Origin of the sequence: Parabacteroides sp. CH2-D42-20, assembly GCF_003670185.1 — a bacterium.
GTDB classification, from domain to species: domain Bacteria; phylum Bacteroidota; class Bacteroidia; order Bacteroidales; family Tannerellaceae; genus Parabacteroides; species Parabacteroides distasonis.
Window position 1 is genome coordinate 1 of record NZ_RAYG01000018.1, and the last position, 20,293, is coordinate 20,293.

Annotated in this window: 13 protein-coding genes; 11 read left to right on the forward strand and 2 right to left on the reverse strand. The window is 45.0% G+C overall.

Annotation, left to right across the window (positions count from 1 at the left end; translation table 11 throughout):
• Positions 1 to 234: 234 nt before the first annotated feature.
• The 6 genes from D7V92_RS12195 (at position 235) to D7V92_RS12220 (ending at position 12,207) form a co-directional block, all read left to right on the forward strand.
• Positions 235 to 3,639 (forward strand): TonB-dependent receptor, encoded by a 3,405-nt coding sequence (locus D7V92_RS12195; RefSeq protein ID WP_121772972.1) that lies wholly within the window; start codon positions 235 to 237, stop codon positions 3,637 to 3,639.
• A gap of 47 nt (positions 3,640 to 3,686) precedes the next feature.
• Positions 3,687 to 5,540: a RagB/SusD family nutrient uptake outer membrane protein gene (locus D7V92_RS12200; protein ID WP_036650646.1), complete on the forward strand. Its 1,854-nt coding sequence runs from the start codon at positions 3,687 to 3,689 to the stop codon at positions 5,538 to 5,540.
• Positions 5,541 to 5,693: 153 nt separating this feature from the next.
• A complete protein-coding gene (locus tag D7V92_RS12205; RefSeq protein WP_121772973.1) occupies positions 5,694 to 7,433 on the forward strand; it encodes a DUF6057 family protein in 1,740 nt (579 codons plus the stop codon).
• Positions 7,434 to 7,442: 9 nt separating this feature from the next.
• Positions 7,443 to 8,912, forward strand: coding sequence for a PD40 domain-containing protein (locus D7V92_RS12210; protein ID WP_121772974.1), 1,470 nt, complete (start codon positions 7,443 to 7,445; stop codon positions 8,910 to 8,912).
• A gap of 36 nt (positions 8,913 to 8,948) precedes the next feature.
• Positions 8,949 to 10,721: a DUF6057 family protein gene (locus tag D7V92_RS12215; RefSeq protein WP_121772975.1), complete on the forward strand. Its 1,773-nt coding sequence runs from the start codon at positions 8,949 to 8,951 to the stop codon at positions 10,719 to 10,721.
• Between the two features lie 7 nt (positions 10,722 to 10,728).
• Positions 10,729 to 12,207 carry a PD40 domain-containing protein gene (locus D7V92_RS12220; RefSeq protein ID WP_121772976.1) on the forward strand — a complete coding sequence of 493 codons (1,479 nt, stop codon included), beginning with the start codon at positions 10,729 to 10,731 and terminating at the stop codon, positions 12,205 to 12,207.
• Positions 12,208 to 12,561: 354 nt separating this feature from the next.
• Here D7V92_RS12220 and purT read toward each other — a convergent pair whose 3' ends face one another.
• Positions 12,562 to 13,743 (reverse strand): formate-dependent phosphoribosylglycinamide formyltransferase, encoded by a 1,182-nt coding sequence (purT, locus tag D7V92_RS12225; protein ID WP_121772977.1) that lies wholly within the window; start codon positions 13,741 to 13,743, stop codon positions 12,562 to 12,564.
• Positions 13,744 to 14,173: 430 nt separating this feature from the next.
• On the opposite strand from purT, the gene D7V92_RS12230 reads away from it, so the two are divergent.
• The 5 genes from D7V92_RS12230 to D7V92_RS12250 are packed head-to-tail and all read left to right on the forward strand — an operon-like array spanning position 14,174 to position 19,930.
• Positions 14,174 to 14,857 (forward strand): ABC transporter ATP-binding protein, encoded by a 684-nt coding sequence (locus tag D7V92_RS12230; RefSeq protein ID WP_005867634.1) that lies wholly within the window; start codon positions 14,174 to 14,176, stop codon positions 14,855 to 14,857.
• Positions 14,850 to 16,124 (forward strand): ABC transporter permease, encoded by a 1,275-nt coding sequence (locus D7V92_RS12235; RefSeq protein WP_121772978.1) that lies wholly within the window; start codon positions 14,850 to 14,852, stop codon positions 16,122 to 16,124. The genes D7V92_RS12230 and D7V92_RS12235 overlap by 8 nt, the downstream gene beginning before the upstream one ends.
• Positions 16,125 to 16,144: 20 nt before the next feature.
• Positions 16,145 to 17,404 carry an ABC transporter permease gene (locus D7V92_RS12240; RefSeq protein ID WP_008772754.1) on the forward strand — a complete coding sequence of 420 codons (1,260 nt, stop codon included), beginning with the start codon at positions 16,145 to 16,147 and terminating at the stop codon, positions 17,402 to 17,404.
• 33 nt (positions 17,405 to 17,437) lie between these two features.
• Positions 17,438 to 18,559 (forward strand): efflux RND transporter periplasmic adaptor subunit, encoded by a 1,122-nt coding sequence (locus D7V92_RS12245; RefSeq protein WP_005867627.1) that lies wholly within the window; start codon positions 17,438 to 17,440, stop codon positions 18,557 to 18,559.
• 12 nt (positions 18,560 to 18,571) lie between these two features.
• Positions 18,572 to 19,930, forward strand: a complete 1,359-nt coding sequence (locus tag D7V92_RS12250) for a TolC family protein (RefSeq protein ID WP_121772979.1) — start codon at positions 18,572 to 18,574, stop codon at positions 19,928 to 19,930.
• A gap of 145 nt (positions 19,931 to 20,075) precedes the next feature.
• Here D7V92_RS12250 and D7V92_RS22455 read toward each other — a convergent pair.
• A partial coding sequence (locus tag D7V92_RS22455; protein ID WP_233572840.1) for a hypothetical protein occupies positions 20,076 to 20,293 on the reverse strand: 218 nt, incomplete at its 5' end.

Sequence of the window (20,293 nt, forward strand, 5' to 3'; positions counted from 1 at the left end):
GGTTTTCACTAGTCGTTTTTTGATCATTTAAAAGAAAACAACAAGTTTTTTTTTACAATTAAAGTTTTGATAATGAATACGCTACATTATAAGAGTTAAAAAAGGAGAAAGGGATGTTTACCTATTTTGAAATGTAAGCAGATAGAACATGTCCTAGAGGCATGCCAGAGTAGTGAATTCATTTCGTAACTGGTTTGTGTTTTTTATTTTATATACCTTAAATTCTAATTTTGTATGAGAAATGTTGTATCATGGAAGCCATTAGTCTTAGGAGCTTCTTTTTTTCTGTACGGAGCCGGAACAGCCTTTGCTACAGAAACAGATTATTTGTATCCAACATCCAGTACAGGACTTATGAGCGTACAGCAAGATGGACGACAAGTTAACTGTACCATCGTAGACAAATCTGGCCCTATCCTCGGAGCGAATGTAGTCGTAAAAGGGACTACTATCGGAAACATCTCGGACATGGACGGTCGTGCTATAATCGACAATGTGCCCGCAAACGCAGTCTTAGTAGTATCTTATATTGGATACGTAACTCAAGAAGTACATCTTAAAGGAAACCAAACCTCTATCAAAATTACGTTAGTGGAAGATTCTCAAGCCTTGGACGAGGTAGTCGTAACGGGTTATAGTACCCAAGCAAAGAAAGACATCACCGGATCTGTGGCCGTAGTCGCTACGGACGACTTGAAAGAGACGCCGGTATCCAACTTCGCCGAGGCCTTGCAAGGCAAGGCAGCCGGTGTATTCGTACAGGCTGGTGGCGGTCCGTTGGGTGAGACTACGATCCGTATCCGTGGTGTAGGATCCGTGAATGGTTCCGACCCATTAGTGATCGTGGACGGTGTATCTGGCGTAGATATCGATGCCGTAAACCCGAACGATATCGAGTCCATGCAGATCTTGAAGGATGCCGCCGCCGCCGCTATCTATGGAGCGAAAGGAGCGAATGGCGTTATCATCATCACCACCAAACAAGGAAAGAAAGATGACCGTGTAAAGGTTTCTTACAACGGTTATTTCGGTTTGGCCAAGATGGCTAATAACGGTTATGATCTATTGGACGCATGGGAAGCGATGGAATTCCAAGAAGAAGGTCAGCGTAACTTGTTGAAATATCGCGGTTTGACCACGACTCACGCACAGTTCGGCTCTATCGGAGCAGATGGTTCGGGCCATTTAACAATGCCTTACGCACTGAAACCTGCTGGTTATAGTAAGGATCAAGTCATTCAAGAGTTTGGTTCAATTGACGCATGGATAAAATCCTATAAGGATGACGGAACAAACACATGGTCTCGTTCCGCTTACTACCAAATGCTAGAGGATGGTTATTCAGAAGAAGAAGCTCGTAAAGGTACAAACTGGTACGACGAGGTAGTACAGACCGGTAAGGTGCAGAACCACGAGATCTCAGTAACAGGTGGTGGCGAGAAGGCTACCTACTCGGTAGGTTTAGGCTACATGAACCGTGAGGGTACGATCAAGGAGTCTTGGTTCCGCCGTTATTCTTTGCGTGCAAATACCAACTTCTTCGTAAACAAGTGGTTCAACATCGGACAAAATACGAATCTCGCCGTAATAGAGAACTCCGGTGAGCGGGGGCGCCAAGGTGACGACAACACATTCGGTAAGACTTTCTCCATCCAACCGTGGGTACCTATTTATACGGTAGGTGGAGACTATGCGGGATCCGTGAACAATGAGGGTGGACGTGCGGAAAGTGCCGTGATGTCTGTTAACCACGGTAAGGATAACCGCCGTCGTTTCTTGCGTGCGCAATCCGCTATCTATGCGGAGATCAAACCATTGGAAAGTATTGGTGAGGACTTGACAATCCGTACGCAGTTCAGTGCCCGCTTAAGTGGCGCTTGGGACTTTTGGATGAACAAGCGTACTATCATGACCAACAAGGAGGGACGTAACAACAACGAGTTCTACGAGAACGCCAGTTATTGGTTAGGCTACCAATGGACGAATACGGCCACTTATAAAAAGACAATCAACGAAGACCACTCAATCGGCGTAGTATTAGGAACAGAAGCTATCCGCGAGGGTTTAGGCCGCGTGATACAGGCCGGCCGTATTGATTACCAGTTCGAGGATGACCCGAACACATGGAAAATCGACAACGGTTCTGCCGCCAACTTACGTAACAGTGGTTACATGCACTCACCCAGCACCATGTTTGGTATCTTCGGACGTGCTGATTACGCTTACCAAGGCAAATACTTGGCTACCGTGACCGTTCGTCGAGACGCATCCTCTCGATTCTCCGAGAAAAACCGTTGGGGTACATTCCCTTCCGTATCTTTGGGATGGCGTATGTCAGACGAGAATTTCATGGAAAAGACTCGTACATGGTTAGACGACTTCAAGTTGCGCGCCGGTTACGGTACGACGGGTAACTCTAATATCGGAGCATACAACTGGGCATTCCGCTACGGCACAGGTAACACGTGGCTCTATAGCATCACCGGTAGTGATACAGACGTAATGACAGGATACGGTGTTACGGCCTTAGGTGATATCGATGCGAAGTGGGAAACTTCTAAGATGGTGAACGTAGGTTTCGATGCGACAGTCTTCGACCAACGCTTAGGCATCAACTTCGACTGGTACCTGAAGAAGACCTCCGATATGTTGATCGATGCGAACTGGTCTGCTTTGGCTGGTAACGCAGACAAGCCTAAAGTAAATATCGGCGACATGGAAAATAAGGGTGTTGACTTGAATTTGACATGGCGCGACAAGGTCGGCGAGGTAGATTACTCGATTGGCGTGAACCTTTCTCACTATAAGAACAAATTGACAGAGATCGGTACGGAAGCCGGTATCTTCGAAGGTACTCGTATCTCCAACATGAATGTCATGATGAAGGGGCACGCGGTTGGTATGTTCCACGGTTATCAGGTGGATGGTATCTACAAGAGCGAGGATGAGGTTCGCAACTATAAGAATGATGCTGGAGGCGCAGTATTACCATACGGTACGGCAGACGCTGCTTCGTTAAATCCGTCTCAATACGTAGGTCAATTCAAGGTGAAAGATGTGAACAACGATGGTAAGATCGACGCAAGTGACCGTACATTCATCGGTAACCCGCATCCGGACTTGACTGGTGGTGTTAACTTAAGCGTAGGCTGGAAAGGTTTCGACTTGAGCACTTACTTGTACTTCTCCGTAGGTAATGACATCTTTGCCATGTATAAATACTATACACACTACGGTTCTTTGCAATCTGCTTATTCAAAAGATCGTCGCGACAACTCTTGGAGCCCGGAGAATCCAAACGGAATCTACCCGATGTGGGCAACCGCTACAGGAGAAAGTACGATTGCGGCCAACGAATCTAATTCCAGCTACATAGAGGATGGTTCCTTCTTGCGTATGCAAACATTAACGTTGGGTTATACCTTGCCGAAAGCATGGATGAACAAGATCAAATTCGACAAGATCCGTATCTATGGTCAGATCTCTAACGTATTCACATTGACCGGTTATTCCGGATTGGATCCTCAGGTTCGTACGGATGATGGTTCCGGTAATTCTAAAGACCGTAACATGGGTACAGACTATGGTTCATACGGTATGCCACGTCAATTTATCCTTGGAGTTAATGTTACGTTCTAAAACTAGGAATGAAAATCTGATTATATTAACAATTAAGTAGAACAATAATGAAAAAAATATTTATATATTCCGCAATGGCGGCAGTTCTAGCCTTAGGAAATACATCTTGTTCGGATTTTCTAGAGGTCAAACCCGCTGGTTCAGTAAGTGAGCAAGATTTCGTGTCAGCGAAAGGGGTAGAGCAATTGGTGACAGGTATGTATGCAAAAATGCACGACAACTCCTATTTCGAGGCAACATTGAGTAACTATGTATATGGCGACGTGATGGGCGGTAGTGCCAATAAGGGCTCCACGTATCAAGACCAACCGGACTTCACAAGTTTGGAGACCTATACGTTTACCACAGACAACGGTTACCTAAACGTGAAATGGAAAAAATGCTATAACGGTGTTTTCGTGGCAAACAACGTGATCAAGTTGGCAGACATGGCCAAAGAAGAAATGTCAACGGTCAATGGAGAGGCGAAAGACAACTATACGGAAACGATCGCACAGGCACGCTTCTTCCGTGCTTTCTGGCATTTCGAGGTTGTAAAATTATTTGGAGCCGCTGTTCCTTACGTGGACGATCTGGCTATGCAAGAGAACGTAAACCCGCAGGTTTCTAATGTAGACGAGAGTGGTAACTACATTTATATTTGGGATAAGATCATCGATGACTTACAATTTGCGTACGACAATCTTCCAGATCGCTGGACTACCGACAAGGGGCGTATAAACAAATGGGCCGCAGGGGCCTTATTGGCAAAAGTAAAAATGTATCAATCTTCTCCATACGATGGAAAGAACGGCTCACAAAACCGTTGGACTGAGGTCAAGAGCCTTTTGGAGGAAGTCATGGCGAACGGTAAAGACAATAACGGCACAAAATACAAATTGGCTGACACATATGAGGAGCTTCACATCGCAGGTGAAGCCGATTGGACTGGCGAGTCTGTATTTGATATCCAAATGGCAATCACTGGTACTGTGGAAGAAACTTCCAGCATCAACGGACCATGGCACATCGGTTTTAACGGTGCGTTAGGTACAGGAGGTTGGGGATTCTATCAGCCCTCCAACGATTTGGTAAACTCACATATCGTTGACGCAAACGGTCTGCCGATGATGGATGGTCAGTATAAAAACAGCCCTGCGCTTACGACACTAGACGCAAACAACATTCCTCATACGGATCTAACGGTTTACACCGACCCGCGTCTGGATGTTTCAACCGGACGTTTCAATACTCCGTTCTGGGATTGGACAGTTCCTTCATCTTTGGATGGTTGGGTACGTGATTATAGTAATGGTGGCTTGTACCTGAACAAGAAGAACATCCCGCGTAAGGCAGACAAGGGTAGCTTGTCTATCGTAACAGTAACGAACTCTTCTGCGAAGAACTTCCACCTGATCCGTTATGCAGACGTATTACTATGGTACGCCGAGGCATTGATTGAAACAGGCAACCATAAGGAGGCTGGTAAATATATCAATCAAGTCCGTGCCCGTGCCGCCAACGGATATGTAAAGGCTGCCGATCCGAATAATGGTATGGCAGAGACTACATCCTCATACGTATTAGAGGACAAGGTAAACGGAAAGACTTTATCGAATGCCGCGGCAAACTACCGTATCGGCTTATATCCCGATTCTCAATTCGCTTCCAAAGCATCTGCGACGCAAGCGTTACGTTGGGAACGTAAGATTGAGATGGCTCTTGAAGGTCACCGCTGGTATGATTTGGCTCGCTGGGGTATCATCGCCGATGAGTTGAACAGCTACGCTTCTTTTGAAAAGAAATTCTTACTGAAATATGCGAATAGCGTTTATAACGCAAAATGGTGCGTATTGCCTATTCCATTGAATGAGATTCAAAAGATGGACGGCCTCTTGGTTCAAAATGAAAATTGGAAATAAACAAGTGGGTTAACATTAATATCGGGTAACCAGGCATGTGATATGTGTGGTTACCCCCTCACAAAAGCGAAAAGCGAATGCTTATTCGCTTTTTTCATTTTAAATACATATCTTTGTTTGACTTTAAATCATAATGAAACGTATACTCTAGCCATGAGATATAAACAAATACTCTTCGGTTTGATACTGTTTGCCATATTAGGGGTTTTCTTGCAAATAACCAGCAAGTTTCATTTCTTTTATATCGAGCAGCTTCAACTATTTCAATTTTCCGGAGACTATCTTGCGGATAAAATCAGTTATCCGGGAGGTTTATCTTCGGTCATCGGGGAATTTTTGACACAATTTTTTATCACCCCTTATCTCGGTCCCTTTATCTTTGCCGCATTGCTCACTGGCATAGGGCTTACCATGAGGGCTGTCGTAAGGCAAATCACCCCGGAAAAAGAGTTGTATCTGATTTACTTACTCCCCGTCTTATCCTTATTATTGGCTCAATACGATTTCAATTACTTACTACAAGGAACAGTGGCCTTTTTAATTTGCCTACTTTGTTTGAATGGGTGGATACGCATCAATAACTTTCGATTCCGATTATTTACGGCTCTACTTATCACACCTCTACTTTTCTGGATAGGAGGGCCTATAGCCGGATTATTCACGGTCTGCGCATTCATCAAGGAATTATTCGGCCAATTCAAACAAGGAGTTATCTTCTTGGTGATCCCCATCGAGTTTACACTCATAGCGACCAGTTGCGTATGGGCGACAGTCGTCACCGATTATCATTTTGCGTTCCTACCGGATGCCTATTATCATCCGATCTTACAAGCTCCGAATGTCATATATTTTTCCTGGGTCAGTTTGCCGCTTTCGCTGATCTTCGCATTTACATGGCCTAAAGGCACTTCGAAAAAGAGAGATTGGATAGAGATCTCCGTACAACTTATCATAATTCTCGCACTTTGCAGGTTCGGGATACCAAGATATAATGATCAAAAATCTTATCAACTAAAGGAACTAGATTATTATGCCCGAAACGGACAATGGGATCAAATCATCCGGAACTGCCAAGGTCCGATCAAGAATTACTTATACTTGACTTACCTAAACAACGCCCTTGCTGAGAAAGGCGAGTTAGGAAACCGGATGTTTGCGTTCGATCAACACGGGCCTCAAGGATTATTAGCCTCTTGGAATAAGACTTCTTCCGTATCGACCTTACTTAGCGACGCCTATTTTACGCTTGGAGAAATCGCCTTATCGCAAGAGATGGCATTTGAAGGATATGTCACCGTGATTGGGGCCGGTAATCCCCGGAACCTACAACGTCTAGTCAAAACCAACTTGATTTACGGTACATATCCAATCGCTGAGAAGTACATCGATATATTAGAGAAGACTTACGCTTATCACGACTGGGCAAAACGACATAGGGAATTTCTATATAATGATAAAGCCATAGAAGAAGATCCGGTACTGGGGATTAAACGAAAAGGACTTCCTCTTCGTAACAACCTTTCCGGTGTAAACGGGTTAGAACATGATTTATTGATCCGAGCAGAACAAAACCCGGAGAATCAGATTCCCATCCAATTTGTCGGAGCCATCTATCTTTTATCCAAGGATATGAAATCTTTCCAGACATTCATTGAGAAATATTACGGTACATCTACACTTCCTTCCCTTCCGACGAGTTTCCAAGAAGCGGTTATTTTACTAGCCGAGAAAGACCCGGATTATTGGAGACGGTTCAACGTGTCCGAAAATGTCATCCGGAAATTCACAGGTTACAGGAATCTTGTATTGCAGAACCGGAATAACCCACAGCTACCCCAATTGATAAAAAACTCTTTTGGAGACACCTATTGGTCTTATTACCTTCTTAAATGATTCATTGCCATGAAAAAGCACTATCTATATATTATATGTGTATGTTTTATCGTACTGGGGATATTTTCATGTTCAGACACGGTTCCGGTAAGCAAGAAAACCTCTGAGAAACCGATATTATACCCAGATTACGCAGATGTGACGATACCGAATAATATCGCTCCCCTGAATTTTAAGATACAGAATGCACATACGGAAGCGTTCGCTGTTTTCTGTTTTGAGGAAGTGAAGTTGCAGGTGAAAGAAAAAAAGGGGCAATTCCATATTCCTGCCGCCAACTGGAAAAAGCTACTTAAGAAAGCGACAGGCAAAACGATACAAGTAAAACTTTATGCTAAGGATAAGGAATGGCTGAGCTACCCGGAATTCTCGTTGTTTATCGCACAGGAACCTATGGACTCCTATCTAGCCTACCGTCTGATAGAGCCCGGATATGAACTTTGGAACCAGATGGGTATTTACCAACGGAGCCTGGAAACCTACGAACAAAGTCCCATTATGGAAAATAAACACAGTGGACAAAATTGCATGAATTGCCATTCATTTTGTATGCAAAACCCCAACAAGATGTTATTCCACATGAGAGATAAATACGCCGGGACTTATTTGATAGACGGAGATAAAATAGAGAAATTAAATACGAAAACGGAGCAAACGATTTCTCCCTTGGTTTATCCCTCTTGGCATCCTTCCGGGAAATACGTGGCATTCTCGGTTAACCAAACGAGCCAGAGCTTTCATTCCAATGACAAAAACAGGGTCGAGGTTTTCGATAGCCAATCGGATGTAGTGGTGTACGATACAGAGAAACATGAGATCATCAGTACTCCCGCCATTCGTACGAAAGAGGCTTTTGAGACATTCCCTACCTTTTCTCCCGACGGAAAAACGCTTTATTTCTGTACCGCCGAGGCACGTTCGATGCCCCACGAGTATTCGGAGGTAAAGTATAATCTTTGCTCCATAGCGTTTGATCCGGTAACAAGGAGTTTCGCATCAAAGATAGACACATTATATAATGTACGAGAGAATGGGAAAAGTGTCTCTTTTCCCCGTGTCTCTCCCGACGGGAAATTCTTGTTATTCACCTTATCGGGCTACGGGAACTTCTCTATCTGGCATAAAGACGCTGATTTATACATTCTGGATATCGAGAGTGGTTTTTTCCATCCCTTACGAAACGCGAACAGCACAGACACGGAGAGTTATCATTCATGGAGTAGCAACAGCCGGTGGATCGTTTTCAGCAGCCGAAGAATCGACGGATTATATACCCGACCTTATTTCGCCTATATCGACGAGAGCGGAAATGCCTCCAAACCGTTCCTATTACCACAGAAAGATACGGATTTCTATCATCGGTTCATGAAATCATATAACATACCCGAGTTTATCACAGGAAAAGTATCATCTAATATACGGAAAATCAGTAAACTTGCCAAAGAAAGTAAGGGGGTTGACGTTACTTATCATAAATAAATCGAATCTGGGGAACATACATAAAGTAAAAAGAACATGAATAACTTAAGCAAAAAGATCATACCTATTCTTCTGCTCTTATTATGCACCAGCCTTCTAGGGTTACATTTACAAACCACTCAAGAAGCAACCTTCTTTTACCGGGAACAACAGCAGATCTTCCTGTTCGATACCGAATATGTATTGAATATACTTAAGACAATTGGAGGATTGGCTACGATTTGCTCCCAATTTATTATACAGTTTTTCAAGGTGCCGCTAATCGGATCGCTGGTGACCGCCTTGATCGGTGGAATCTCCGGTTGGTTATTCTGGCTGACCTTACGAAAGATACATCCGGCATTATATCTTATGCCCTTGGCCTTTCTCCCCATCCTATTCCAATATCTTTACCTAATGAAAGATAGCTATCATTATGAAGGGCTGATAGCCATGTTATTTTGGTCATTGGCGCTTAACGTATATAGTTACGGGGCACGAAAATTCAATTGGACATACCGTACCTTAATCGGTTGCTTGCTGGCGACCGGATTGTTTTACACGATGGGATCTGTAGCTATATTATTCGTCCTTAGCAGCTTACTATTTGATGTATTACAAAAAAGCGAACGCTGGTACGCAAGCTTCATCCCGTTGATCCTGCTGCTTATCGTAGGTTCTCTATGCGTTCTAGGGGGCAGTAAACCCGATTATGACTATGTATTTTGGATGAAAGATTACGTAGAGTATTTCATTGAGCTGGAACCATTCTACGGCTTCTCTTGGCAAGTAGCGCTACTCGTTATGCTTCTATTCTTCCTATCACGTTACTTAGATCACATAAAAAACTATTTAAAAGCTTTAGTAGCCGTAGCATTACTTGCCTTATCCGGTATGTATTATACGCAAACGGCTCTTCAACAGAGGAATAAAGATTTCTATACGTTGATGCAAATGTTTCATTACATAGATACCGAGCAATGGGACGCCATAATCTCGTCCGCCGATCTGAACTATAATAACTATTTACACCTGAATTGCTTAAACCTTGCCTTATCGCATAAGGGGGTCATGCAGACTGATTTATTCAAATACCCGCAAAGCGGAATACAATCTTTGGTCTCAAAGTACCAAGCGCATATAGAGGAAAGTTTCCTGTTCAGCCAGATATACTACCATGTAGGAATCACGTCCTTGGCATACAATTTCGCTTTTGGTACCTCGGTAGGAATTACATACGGCAGTCCCGTCATGACCAAATTATTAATAAAATCCCATTTGATATACGGACAGTATCCCGCAGCCGAGAAGTTTATATCCTTATTGGAAAAGACATGGGCCTATCACGAATGGGCCTCCTCGCAACGAAAGTTCTTATATAATGACCAAGCGGTGGAGAGCGACCCGGAATTAGGTACAAAAAGAAAAAGCCTATCCAGCGACAAAGACCTTTTCGCCAATATAATCGGATTGTTTGATAACCTGATGATTATATTGGAAGAGAATCCCCTGAATAAAGCCGCATTGGATTATACGATCGGTACGTTATTATTATCGAAAGACCTGCCCGCTATAAAAACGTTTGTTGAAAGATTCAGTAGGACGGAAGTACTCCCCGCATTACCCGAACCCTTGCAACAAGCCGTGATCTCTTATGCGGAGCATGATCCGGAATATTGCCGCAAGTATGGGGTAACCGATAAAGTCCTGTCCGAGTTCTCGATATTCAAGCAACGTGTATTGGGACTAAGGCATGCCCGACAAAATGTAGCGACTGGAATAGCCGACTATCAACCTACTTTCTGGTACTATTTGATACTCTCTAAATAAAACACATATGGAAAGACAGACTTACACAAATACAAACCGATATCTTTTCCTTTTTCTCATCGCCTTGATGGTTTCATGCTCCAAAAGCGACGTACAGATCGCCAAGAGTCTAAACAAGGAAATCGCCATTTATCCGGATTACAAGGATGTGACCATCCCTGTGAACATCGCCCCGCTCAATTTCTCTATCGCCGATAGCAGTGAGCACTGTCTTATCATTAAAGGGGAAAAGACTCAATTCCAAGTTTATAGTGATGAGGGGCTCTTTGAGATCCCACAAAAAAGATGGAAAGCCTTATTGAAAGAGAATGCCGGAAACCAAATAGAATTGACCATCGCTAAATGCATACAGGGCGAATGGAACGCCTATACGCCTTTTCATATGGACATCGTAAATGATTCCATTGATAAATATATAGCCTATCGGTTATTAGCCTTGAGCAATGATATGTGGAACAGGATGGGTATCTATCAACGAAACTTGGAAAATTATGACCAAAGCGTGATTTATGAGAATAGCCTAACCGACTATAACTGCGTAAACTGCCACACGTTTTCCTCCGGGAACCCGGATAAAATGATTTTCCATATGCGAGGTAAACACGCCGGTTCCGTACTGATTGATGGAAAGAAAATCACCAAGCTAAATACCAAGACTCCCGAGACCGTCTCAAACTTTGTCTACATGTATTGGCATCCGAATAGTAACTATCTGGCGGCCACCGTATGCGATACCTACCAAAACTTCTTCATCAATAATCCCAATACGCTGGAAGTATTGGATCATAACTCCGATATCGTGATCTACGACGTGAAGAAGAACGAGGTATTCTCTTGCGAAGCGTTAAATTCCAAAGACGCATGGCAAATATTCCCAGCGTTCTCTCCCGACGGGAAGAGCCTCTATTTCAGTTCGACCGCCGCCGTAGATTCTATTTCTAAGAATTTCAGACAAATGACCTACAGCCTATGCCGTGTCGACTTTGACCCGGAAACCCGCACTCTAGGCCAGCAAGTAGATACTTTATACAATGGCCGGGCCAACCACAAAAGCGTATCCTTCCCTAGAATCTCACCGGATGGTAAATATCTGGCTTTTACCCTACAGGAATATGGCGGTTTCGGGGTTTGGCATAAAGACGCTGAATTATATATGATCCGCCTATCCGACGGAAAGACGTACCCGCTAACCGAGGCGAACAGCGCCGAAGGAGAAAGCTACCATTCATGGAGCCACAACAATCGTTGGCTGGTATTTAGCAGTCGCAGGTTGGATGGATTATACACACGCCCGTTCTTTACCTATATCGATGATAAAGGCACGGCCCATAAACCATTCCTCCTGCCACAAAGAAATCCCGTAAAATATTATAAAGACTTGTTGTGGACTTACAACCTCCCGGAGTTTATACAAGAAAAGGTCCAAGTAGACACTCATGCCGTGATGGAAACAATGAGAAATACAAAAGGAATCCATGTAAAATAAGAACAATAGCTAGGGTGGGCGAAAGGAGATAAGGATGTCTGTTTGGTTAAATCTACCCACCCTTAGCTATTGATCTGTTTGCTCACTCTTTTATCTTCACCGAGAATAGAAATAGAGCGTTTCAAATCAACGCCCATATTTCCATTTGTTGTATTCATAAAATAAGTACAAACTCTCGACAATCAGATTTCACTCTTTAGTGAAACAAACATATGTAATCTGCGTTTATAGATTATCAAATGTCTCTTTAAAAACTTGAGACAAAAATAAACTATTTTGATAGAAAAATAGGTCTGTAAATATTCACATTTTATTCACAACACACACCAAAACGTTCATTTATCCTAGGAAGCATCACAATTTAACATTTAAACGCTCCATCATCACTCCGGTCTTCTCCCTTGCCTCCGTCACATCCAAACCACGAGCCAGCAAGACGGCCATACGGCGATGTCCATGAACTTCCGGTTTTCCAAAGAAACGCATCTGCGTATCGGGTTGTTCCAAGACCTTATCCAGATTCCCCAAAGACAACCGGTCACTGTCCCCTTCCACTACGACGGCACGGGAAGCTCCCGCTCCATGAAACACGATATTAGGGATCGGCAAGCCAAGCACCGCACGGGCGTGCAAAGCGAATTGAGACAAATCTTGCGTAATCATCGTTACCATTCCGGTATCGTGCGGACGGGGGGAAACCTCGCTGAATATGACATCGTCTCCTTTAATGAATAATTCCACGCCGAAAATACCACGTCCGCCTAAAGCCTCGGTGATCTTACCGGCGATCTCACGGGCTTTCGCTTTAGCGGCAAGGCTCATGGCTTGCGGTTGCCAAGACTCCCGGTAATCACCATCTACCTGAACATGTCCCACGGGTTTCAAGAAAGACGTTCCTCCGATATGCCGAACCGTCAGCTGGGTAATCTCATAGTCGAAATCCACGAAACCTTCCACGATCACCTTACCCGCTCCAGCACGTCCGCCTTCTTGGGCGTACTGCCAAGCACGATCGATATCCTTTTCCTCACGAACCACGCTCTGTCCGTGTCCGCTCGAGCTCATGATCGGCTTCACCACGCAAGGCATACCGATTACCTTCACCGCTTCTTTGAATTCCTCCTCGGTCTCGGCGAAACGATACGGCGAGGTAGGCAAGCCCAGTTCCTCGGCCGCCAAGCGGCGGATTCCCTCACGGTTCATCGTCAGCCAAGTGGCACGGGCGGTAGGAATCACATGGTATCCCTCTTCCTCCAGTTCCATCAAGGTACGGGTAGCGATCGCCTCCACCTCCGGCACGATATAATCCGGTTTCTCTTTCTCGATGATCTCCCGCAAAGCATCGCCATCCAGCATGGAAACCACATAGGAACGATGCGCCACTTGCATGGCCGGAGCGTCCGGATACTTATCCAAGGCGATTACCTCCACGCCATAACGCTGCAACTCTATTACAAACTCTTTCCCCAATTCGCCCGAGCCACAGAGCACTACTTTAGTTGCCGTAGCCGATTTGGGCGTACCAATTGTTACCATAAATCTTTCTGTTATTTGAATTCTGCCACAAAGGTAAGGGTTTATATAAAGATAGCCTAGGGCTTTTTTCTTTATCTATTAAGTGAAAGAAGCAGAGAGATTCATTATCTATCAGTTGTTGGACAATCATGCACCAACTGTTGGATGATCGTCTATCAATTGGTGCATGATCGTCCAACAGATGGTAGAAGATGTATACATATAGTACCGGCACGTAAAGTTACCGCACGTACAAGTTAATAGATATAGATGGTAGAGCTAAACCTTTTCGATCAAAACCTTTTGTTAATATTACATAATTATAAGTACCTTGCGATACAAGGTATCTTAGTAAAGCATATATTTGTGACCAAATGATAAAAGTGTTCACCAACAGTGTAACTTATTTAGCAAACTGTACGTCTAATATATAAAGTAACTACATAATATGATGATTCAACTGAGAGGAATAAACAAAACGTACTTCAACGGAGCCCCATTGCACGTTTTGAAAGGTATCGACCTAGATATAGAGAAGGGAGAGATGGTATCCATCATGGGAGCCTCCGGTTCCGGTAAGTCAACCTTATTAAATATCTTAGGGATATTAGATACGTACGACACGGGCACCTATCAATTAAACGGGCAGTTGATTCAGAATCTCAGCGAAAGTCGTGCCGCCGAGCTCCGGAACCGGATGATCGGCTTCATTTTTCAATCTTTTAACTTAATCTCATTCAAGAACGCCATGGAGAACGTCGCCCTCCCACTCTATTATCAAGGGGTCAGCCGGAAAAAGAGGAATGCCATGGCACTGGAATACTTGGACATGGTGGGATTGAAAGATTGGGCGGAGCATATGCCGAATGAGATGTCCGGTGGACAGAAGCAACGGGTAGCGATCGCCCGGGCCTTGATCGCGAAACCCCAAGTCATATTGGCCGACGAGCCGACCGGAGCGTTGGATAGCAAGACGACCGTGGAGGTAATGGAACTACTACGCAAGGTAAACCTAGAAGGGATGACCATGGTGATCGTTACCCACGAACCCTCCGTAGCGGAGGCTACAGACCGGATTATCCGGGTAAAGGACGGGTTGATTGAACGTATCGAAAAAGAAGAGAATCATGTTTGACTTTGATAATTTCAGGGAAATATGGAGCACCATCAAAAAGAATAAGCTCCGTACCTTCTTGACCGGCTTCTCGGTCTCATGGGGTATTTTCATGTTGATCGTCTTACTGGGGGCGGGAAACGGGTTGCGCAATGGCATCATGTACAACTTCAGGAATATGTCTACCAACCGGGTCGAGGTATGGACACGCTATACCACCAAGCCTTGGAAAGGTATGCAATCCAACCGCAGCATCAGTTTCAAGGAAGAGGACCTAGGCGCCTTGAAGAGAGACTTCAAGGAGGTGGATCTTTGCTCGGCTACTATCTCCCACAATGACACGATCACTTACAACGAGGAATATGTGACGGGACAAACCAATGGCGTATATCCGGATCATGCCCCGATCAATTACGTGAATGTAGAGACGCATAACGGTCGCTTCATCAATGAGCAGGACATGAGGGACCGAAGAAAAGTAATCGTGATCAGTCCCCGTATGGCGGAGGTCTTGTTTCGTGACGAGAAGCCGCTGGGTAAATACGTGAAATGCGGGAATATGATGTATCAAGTAGTCGGCGTGTACAACGATGATGACAAAAGTAATAACGCTCCCGCTTACATCCCATTCTCCGTAGCCCAATTGCTATATAATAAAGGATACGGCTTCGGATCGCTAACGTTTACCTTGAAAGGGGTGACTACCGAAGAGGAGAATGAGGCTTTCGAGGAAAGTTTCCGGGAATGGATGGCACGCCGCCACCAATTCGACCCGACAGACAAGAACGCTATCGGTATGTGGAACATGGCGAATGAGTTCTTGATGTGGAATAATATAATGAACGGGATTACCTTGTTTATCTGGATTATCGGTATCGGAACGTTGATGGCAGGAATCGTGGGAGTTAGCAACATCATGCTGATCACCGTACGGGAACGGACCCGGGAGTTCGGCATACGCAAGGCATTGGGAGCTAAACCCGGCTCGATCTTGGCATTAGTAATCGCCGAGTCCATCCTCGTAACAGCCGTCTTCGGCTATGTCGGGATGATCATGGGGATCGGGCTCACGGAGCTAATCAATCACGCGATGGAAATGGCCCAAGCCGGAGCCCAATCCGGTGGGAATATCGGAGAAGACACGACGGTCTTCCGTAACCCGACCGTCAATCTGACGATAGCTAGCTCCGCTACGGTCTTGATCATTGCGGCCGGTGTATTGGCGGGTTATTTCCCGGCACGCAAGGCGGTGAAAGTCACGGCTATCGAAGCCATGAGAACGGAATAATCATAAAAAAGAAAAGAACCATGTTTGACATAGACAGATGGGTAGAGATATGGGTGACGATCACCCGAAACAAGACACGCAGCTTGTTGACCTGCTTCGGCGTATTCTGGGGAATCTTGATGTTGGTGATTCTATTGGGAGCCGGAAACGGGATGAAGAACGCTATGTTCTCGAATATCAACGGATTCGCCACGAACTCCGCCTTCTTTTTCTCCGACCGGACCAGCGAGTCGTACAAAGGCTTTAACAAGGGGCGTCAATGGGACATGCGAAACCGGGACGTGGAGAGCATCCGGAAACAGGTGAAGGACATCGAGGCCGTCTCCCCCATCATCTGGGGAAATCGCTCGGACAAGAATATCGTTTTCGGCCAATTAAGCGGTACTTATAACGTAAAAGGCGTGCAGCCCGATTATTTCAAGATCGAGACCCAGCAGCTTTATTACGGACGGTTACTAAACGAGATCGACGAGATCGAGAAACGTAAGGTTTGCTTGATCGGCGCTAAGGTGAACGAGGTATTGTTCAAGGGAAGTGATCCCTGCGGGAAATATATCCGGGTAAACGGGATTTACTACCAAGTGGTAGGCGTCACGAAGCAACGAGCCTCTAGCGTCAATATCGGCGGACGGGCCGAGGAAAGCGTATTCCTCCCTTTCAGTACCATGCAACAGACGCTGAACCAAGGGGATATCATTCACTTCTTGTGCGTGAGCGCCAAACCCGGCTATAAGATCGATCCGGTGATCACACAGATCAAGGATATCGTAAAGAGCCAGAACCAGATCTCTCCTACCGACCCGCAGGCCGTGACGGTGATCAACTTGGCGGCTCAGTTCGAGACCTTCAATATGCTATTTATCGGTATCGATATCTTGATCTGGCTCGTGGGTATGGGTACGTTATTGGCGGGTATTATCGGTGTAAGTAATATCATGATGGTAACGGTCAAGGAGCGTACCCGGGAAATCGGCGTACGCAGGGCCTTGGGAGCGAAGCCTTGGAATATTATCTCGCAGATCATGAGCGAAAGTCTGCTACTTACGGCCTTAGCGGGTTTGTTGGGGTTAAGCGCCGGGGTATTCCTGCTCGATCTGGTAGATAAGATCATGAGTGCCCAGCCGGCTTCCAACGGAACCATGATGGAGCATCCGGAGGTAAGCATCCAGATTGCGGTAGCGGCCACGGTGATCTTATTATTCAGCGGTCTGCTGGCCGGGCTGATCCCCGCATGGCGAGCTATGCAGATCAAGGCGATAGATGCCATACGAGAAGAATAAACAACAATTGTCAATTAATAAAACTATATAATCATGAAGAATCGCATTGTAAAAAAGATCCTGCGTATCATCTTATTAGTACTTGTGGGAGCAGCGGTAATCGGTACATTCTATTTCTTATGGAAGAAAGCGCAACCGGTCATCACCGTTTATGAGATCGTAACCCCTGAAAAAGGGGATGTGGAAACCAAGACGGTCGCTACCGGAAACGTAGAGCCTCGTTTCGAGGTGGAGATCAAGCCGCAGATTTCCGGTATCATCTCCGAGCTGAAGAAAGAAGCGGGGCAGATGGTCCAAGCGGGAGAGATTATCGCCATTATCAAGGTAATCCCCGAGATGGTACAGCTCAACAGCGCCGAATCGCGCGTGAACCTCGCCAATATCTCTTTGAAGCAAGTGGAAGAGACTTATAAGCGGGATACGCAATTATTTAAGCAAGGTGTTATCGCCCAAGAAGATTTCGATCTTTCCAAAGCGAACTACCTGAAAGCCGTGGAGGAAAAGGATAACGCGCAAAGTGCCTTGGAGATCATCCGCGACGGTATAGCCAAGAACTCCAGCGTGGCCAGTACGACCCAAATCCGTAGTACCATTACCGGTATGATCTTGGACATCCCCGTTAAAGTAGGTAACTCGGTTATCCAAGCGAATAATTTCAACGATGGCACGACGATCGCTACCGTAGCCAATATGAACGACATGATCTTCAAAGGAAACGTAGACGAGACCGAGATCGGACGCATCCACGAGGGAATGCCGATCAAATTGACCGTCGGCGCCATGGAAAGCCGTTCATTCGACGCTTTGCTGGAATATGTATCGCCCAAGGGAGTAGACAAGAATGGAGCCATTCAATTTGAGATCAAGGCGGCCGTAACGATCCCCGAAGATGCTTTCATCCGTGCGGGATATAGCGCCAACGCCGAGATCGTGCTAAAACGTGCGGAAGACGTGCTTACGATCCCGGAAAGTACGGTTGAGTTCCAAGGGGATTCCGCATTCGTTCAGTTAGTTAAACAAGAGCAACCGGAGCAAGTCTTCGAGAAGCATCCTGTAAAGGTCGGTCTGTCCGACGGTATCAAGATCGAGATTCAAGAAGGACTGGCCGCGACCGATAAAGTCCGGGGCGCAGCTATTGACCCGAATAAGAAATAAAAGAAAGATTGTATGATGAGAAGAAACTTATATATACTGGCAATCGCTTCCCTCCTGTCCGGAAACAATGTTTTCGCTCAGGATGCGGTGAAGCAATGGAGTCTGGAGGAGTGCATCCAATATGCCATCGAGCATAATATCGACTTAAAGCAAAAGGAGCAGGAACAGGAAAGCCGAAAGGTAGACTTACATACCAGCAAATACAGTTGGCTCCCGGCCCTAAACGGCAGTCTTGGACAGAGCTTCCAGTTCGGACGCTCCACGTCTAAATCCGGGGTGATCGTGGACCAGAACGCCGCCAATTCTACATTGGGGATCAATCTGGACATGCCTTTATTTGACGGGTTAAAAATACCGAACGATATCGCCGCCCGCAAACTTGATCTAAAAGCGTCTATCGAGAACTTGAATAAGGCGAGAGAAGACCTATCCATCAATATAGCTTCCTACTACCTGCAAGTACTTTATAATAAAGAGCTACTGAAAATAGCGCAACTGCAAGTGGAACTAGACAAAGAGCAGGTGAATAAAACGGAGGCCATGGTGAACGCCGGAAAGGTGCCTCTTTCCCAACTGTATGATATCAAGGCCCAATTAGCGAAAGATGAGGTCACGCTCACCGAGTCGCAAAACAATGTGAACCTCGCTTTACTGGATCTGGCGCAAAGTCTGGAACTAGAGCGAAGCGACCGGAATTTCGATATACAGACTCCTGTAATTGAAGATGCGGTGGCTGATAATATGAGCAGTATCCTACCTCCGGAAAACATTTACGATCATGCGGTTACGTTCAAGCCTCAGATCAAGGAACAACAGTATTTGCTAGAGAGCCAAAAGAAAATGTTGCGTGTCGCGCAAGCGGGCTATTACCCCAAGTTAAATTTCGGGGCTAGTTACAGCAATGGATATTATCATTCTACTTCCGGAGGTGAATTTGCCGATACGCGTTCCTTTAGCGAGCAGTTTAAGCAGAATGGGCAAAAGATCATCGGATTCTCATTGAGTATTCCACTTTTCAACCGCTTCCAAGTACGCAATAGCGTTCGTACCGCAAGGATCAACATTATCAACCGGGAATTGCTGATGGAAAATACAAAGAAAACATTATACAAGGAAATCCAGCAAGCGTACTACAACGCAACAGCTTCCCAAGAGAAATATACGGCTTCCGACAAATCCGTCACGGCGAGCAAGGAAGCGTTCAATTATGCCCAAGAGCGTTACAACGCAGGTAAAAGCACTGTCTTTGAATTTAATGAGGCTAAAACAAAATACGCGCAAAGTCTAGCGGAACAGGCACAGGCCAAATATGATTTTATCTTCCGTACGAAGATTCTAGATTTCTATAATGGCAACCCGATCCGTCTATAAACGTTAATTAACACAGCACTTTTTTTCATTATACACACAAAGTTTAAGGGAAGATGTCCTTTATGGACATCTTCCCTTTCAGCATCCATTAAGGCATTTAGTCTGCACAGAACTATGTTTAACAGCATAATTAACAGACAGATAGCTAAGACCAAAAACCCTCCTGCCAGTTATCATAATGCAACAAGATCCCCAGTACAACTAAATTGAATTTGGCAATATCAATCAATATTATATTAGTTTTAGAATGTTTTATAACAGTTTGCTTTTTTATAATAAAAATTAGTATATTTGCGGCTGTGATTTTCAGGAGTCTTGGTGTGTACATTTTTTTGATAAGTATTTTAACTGTAGTTCTGATGA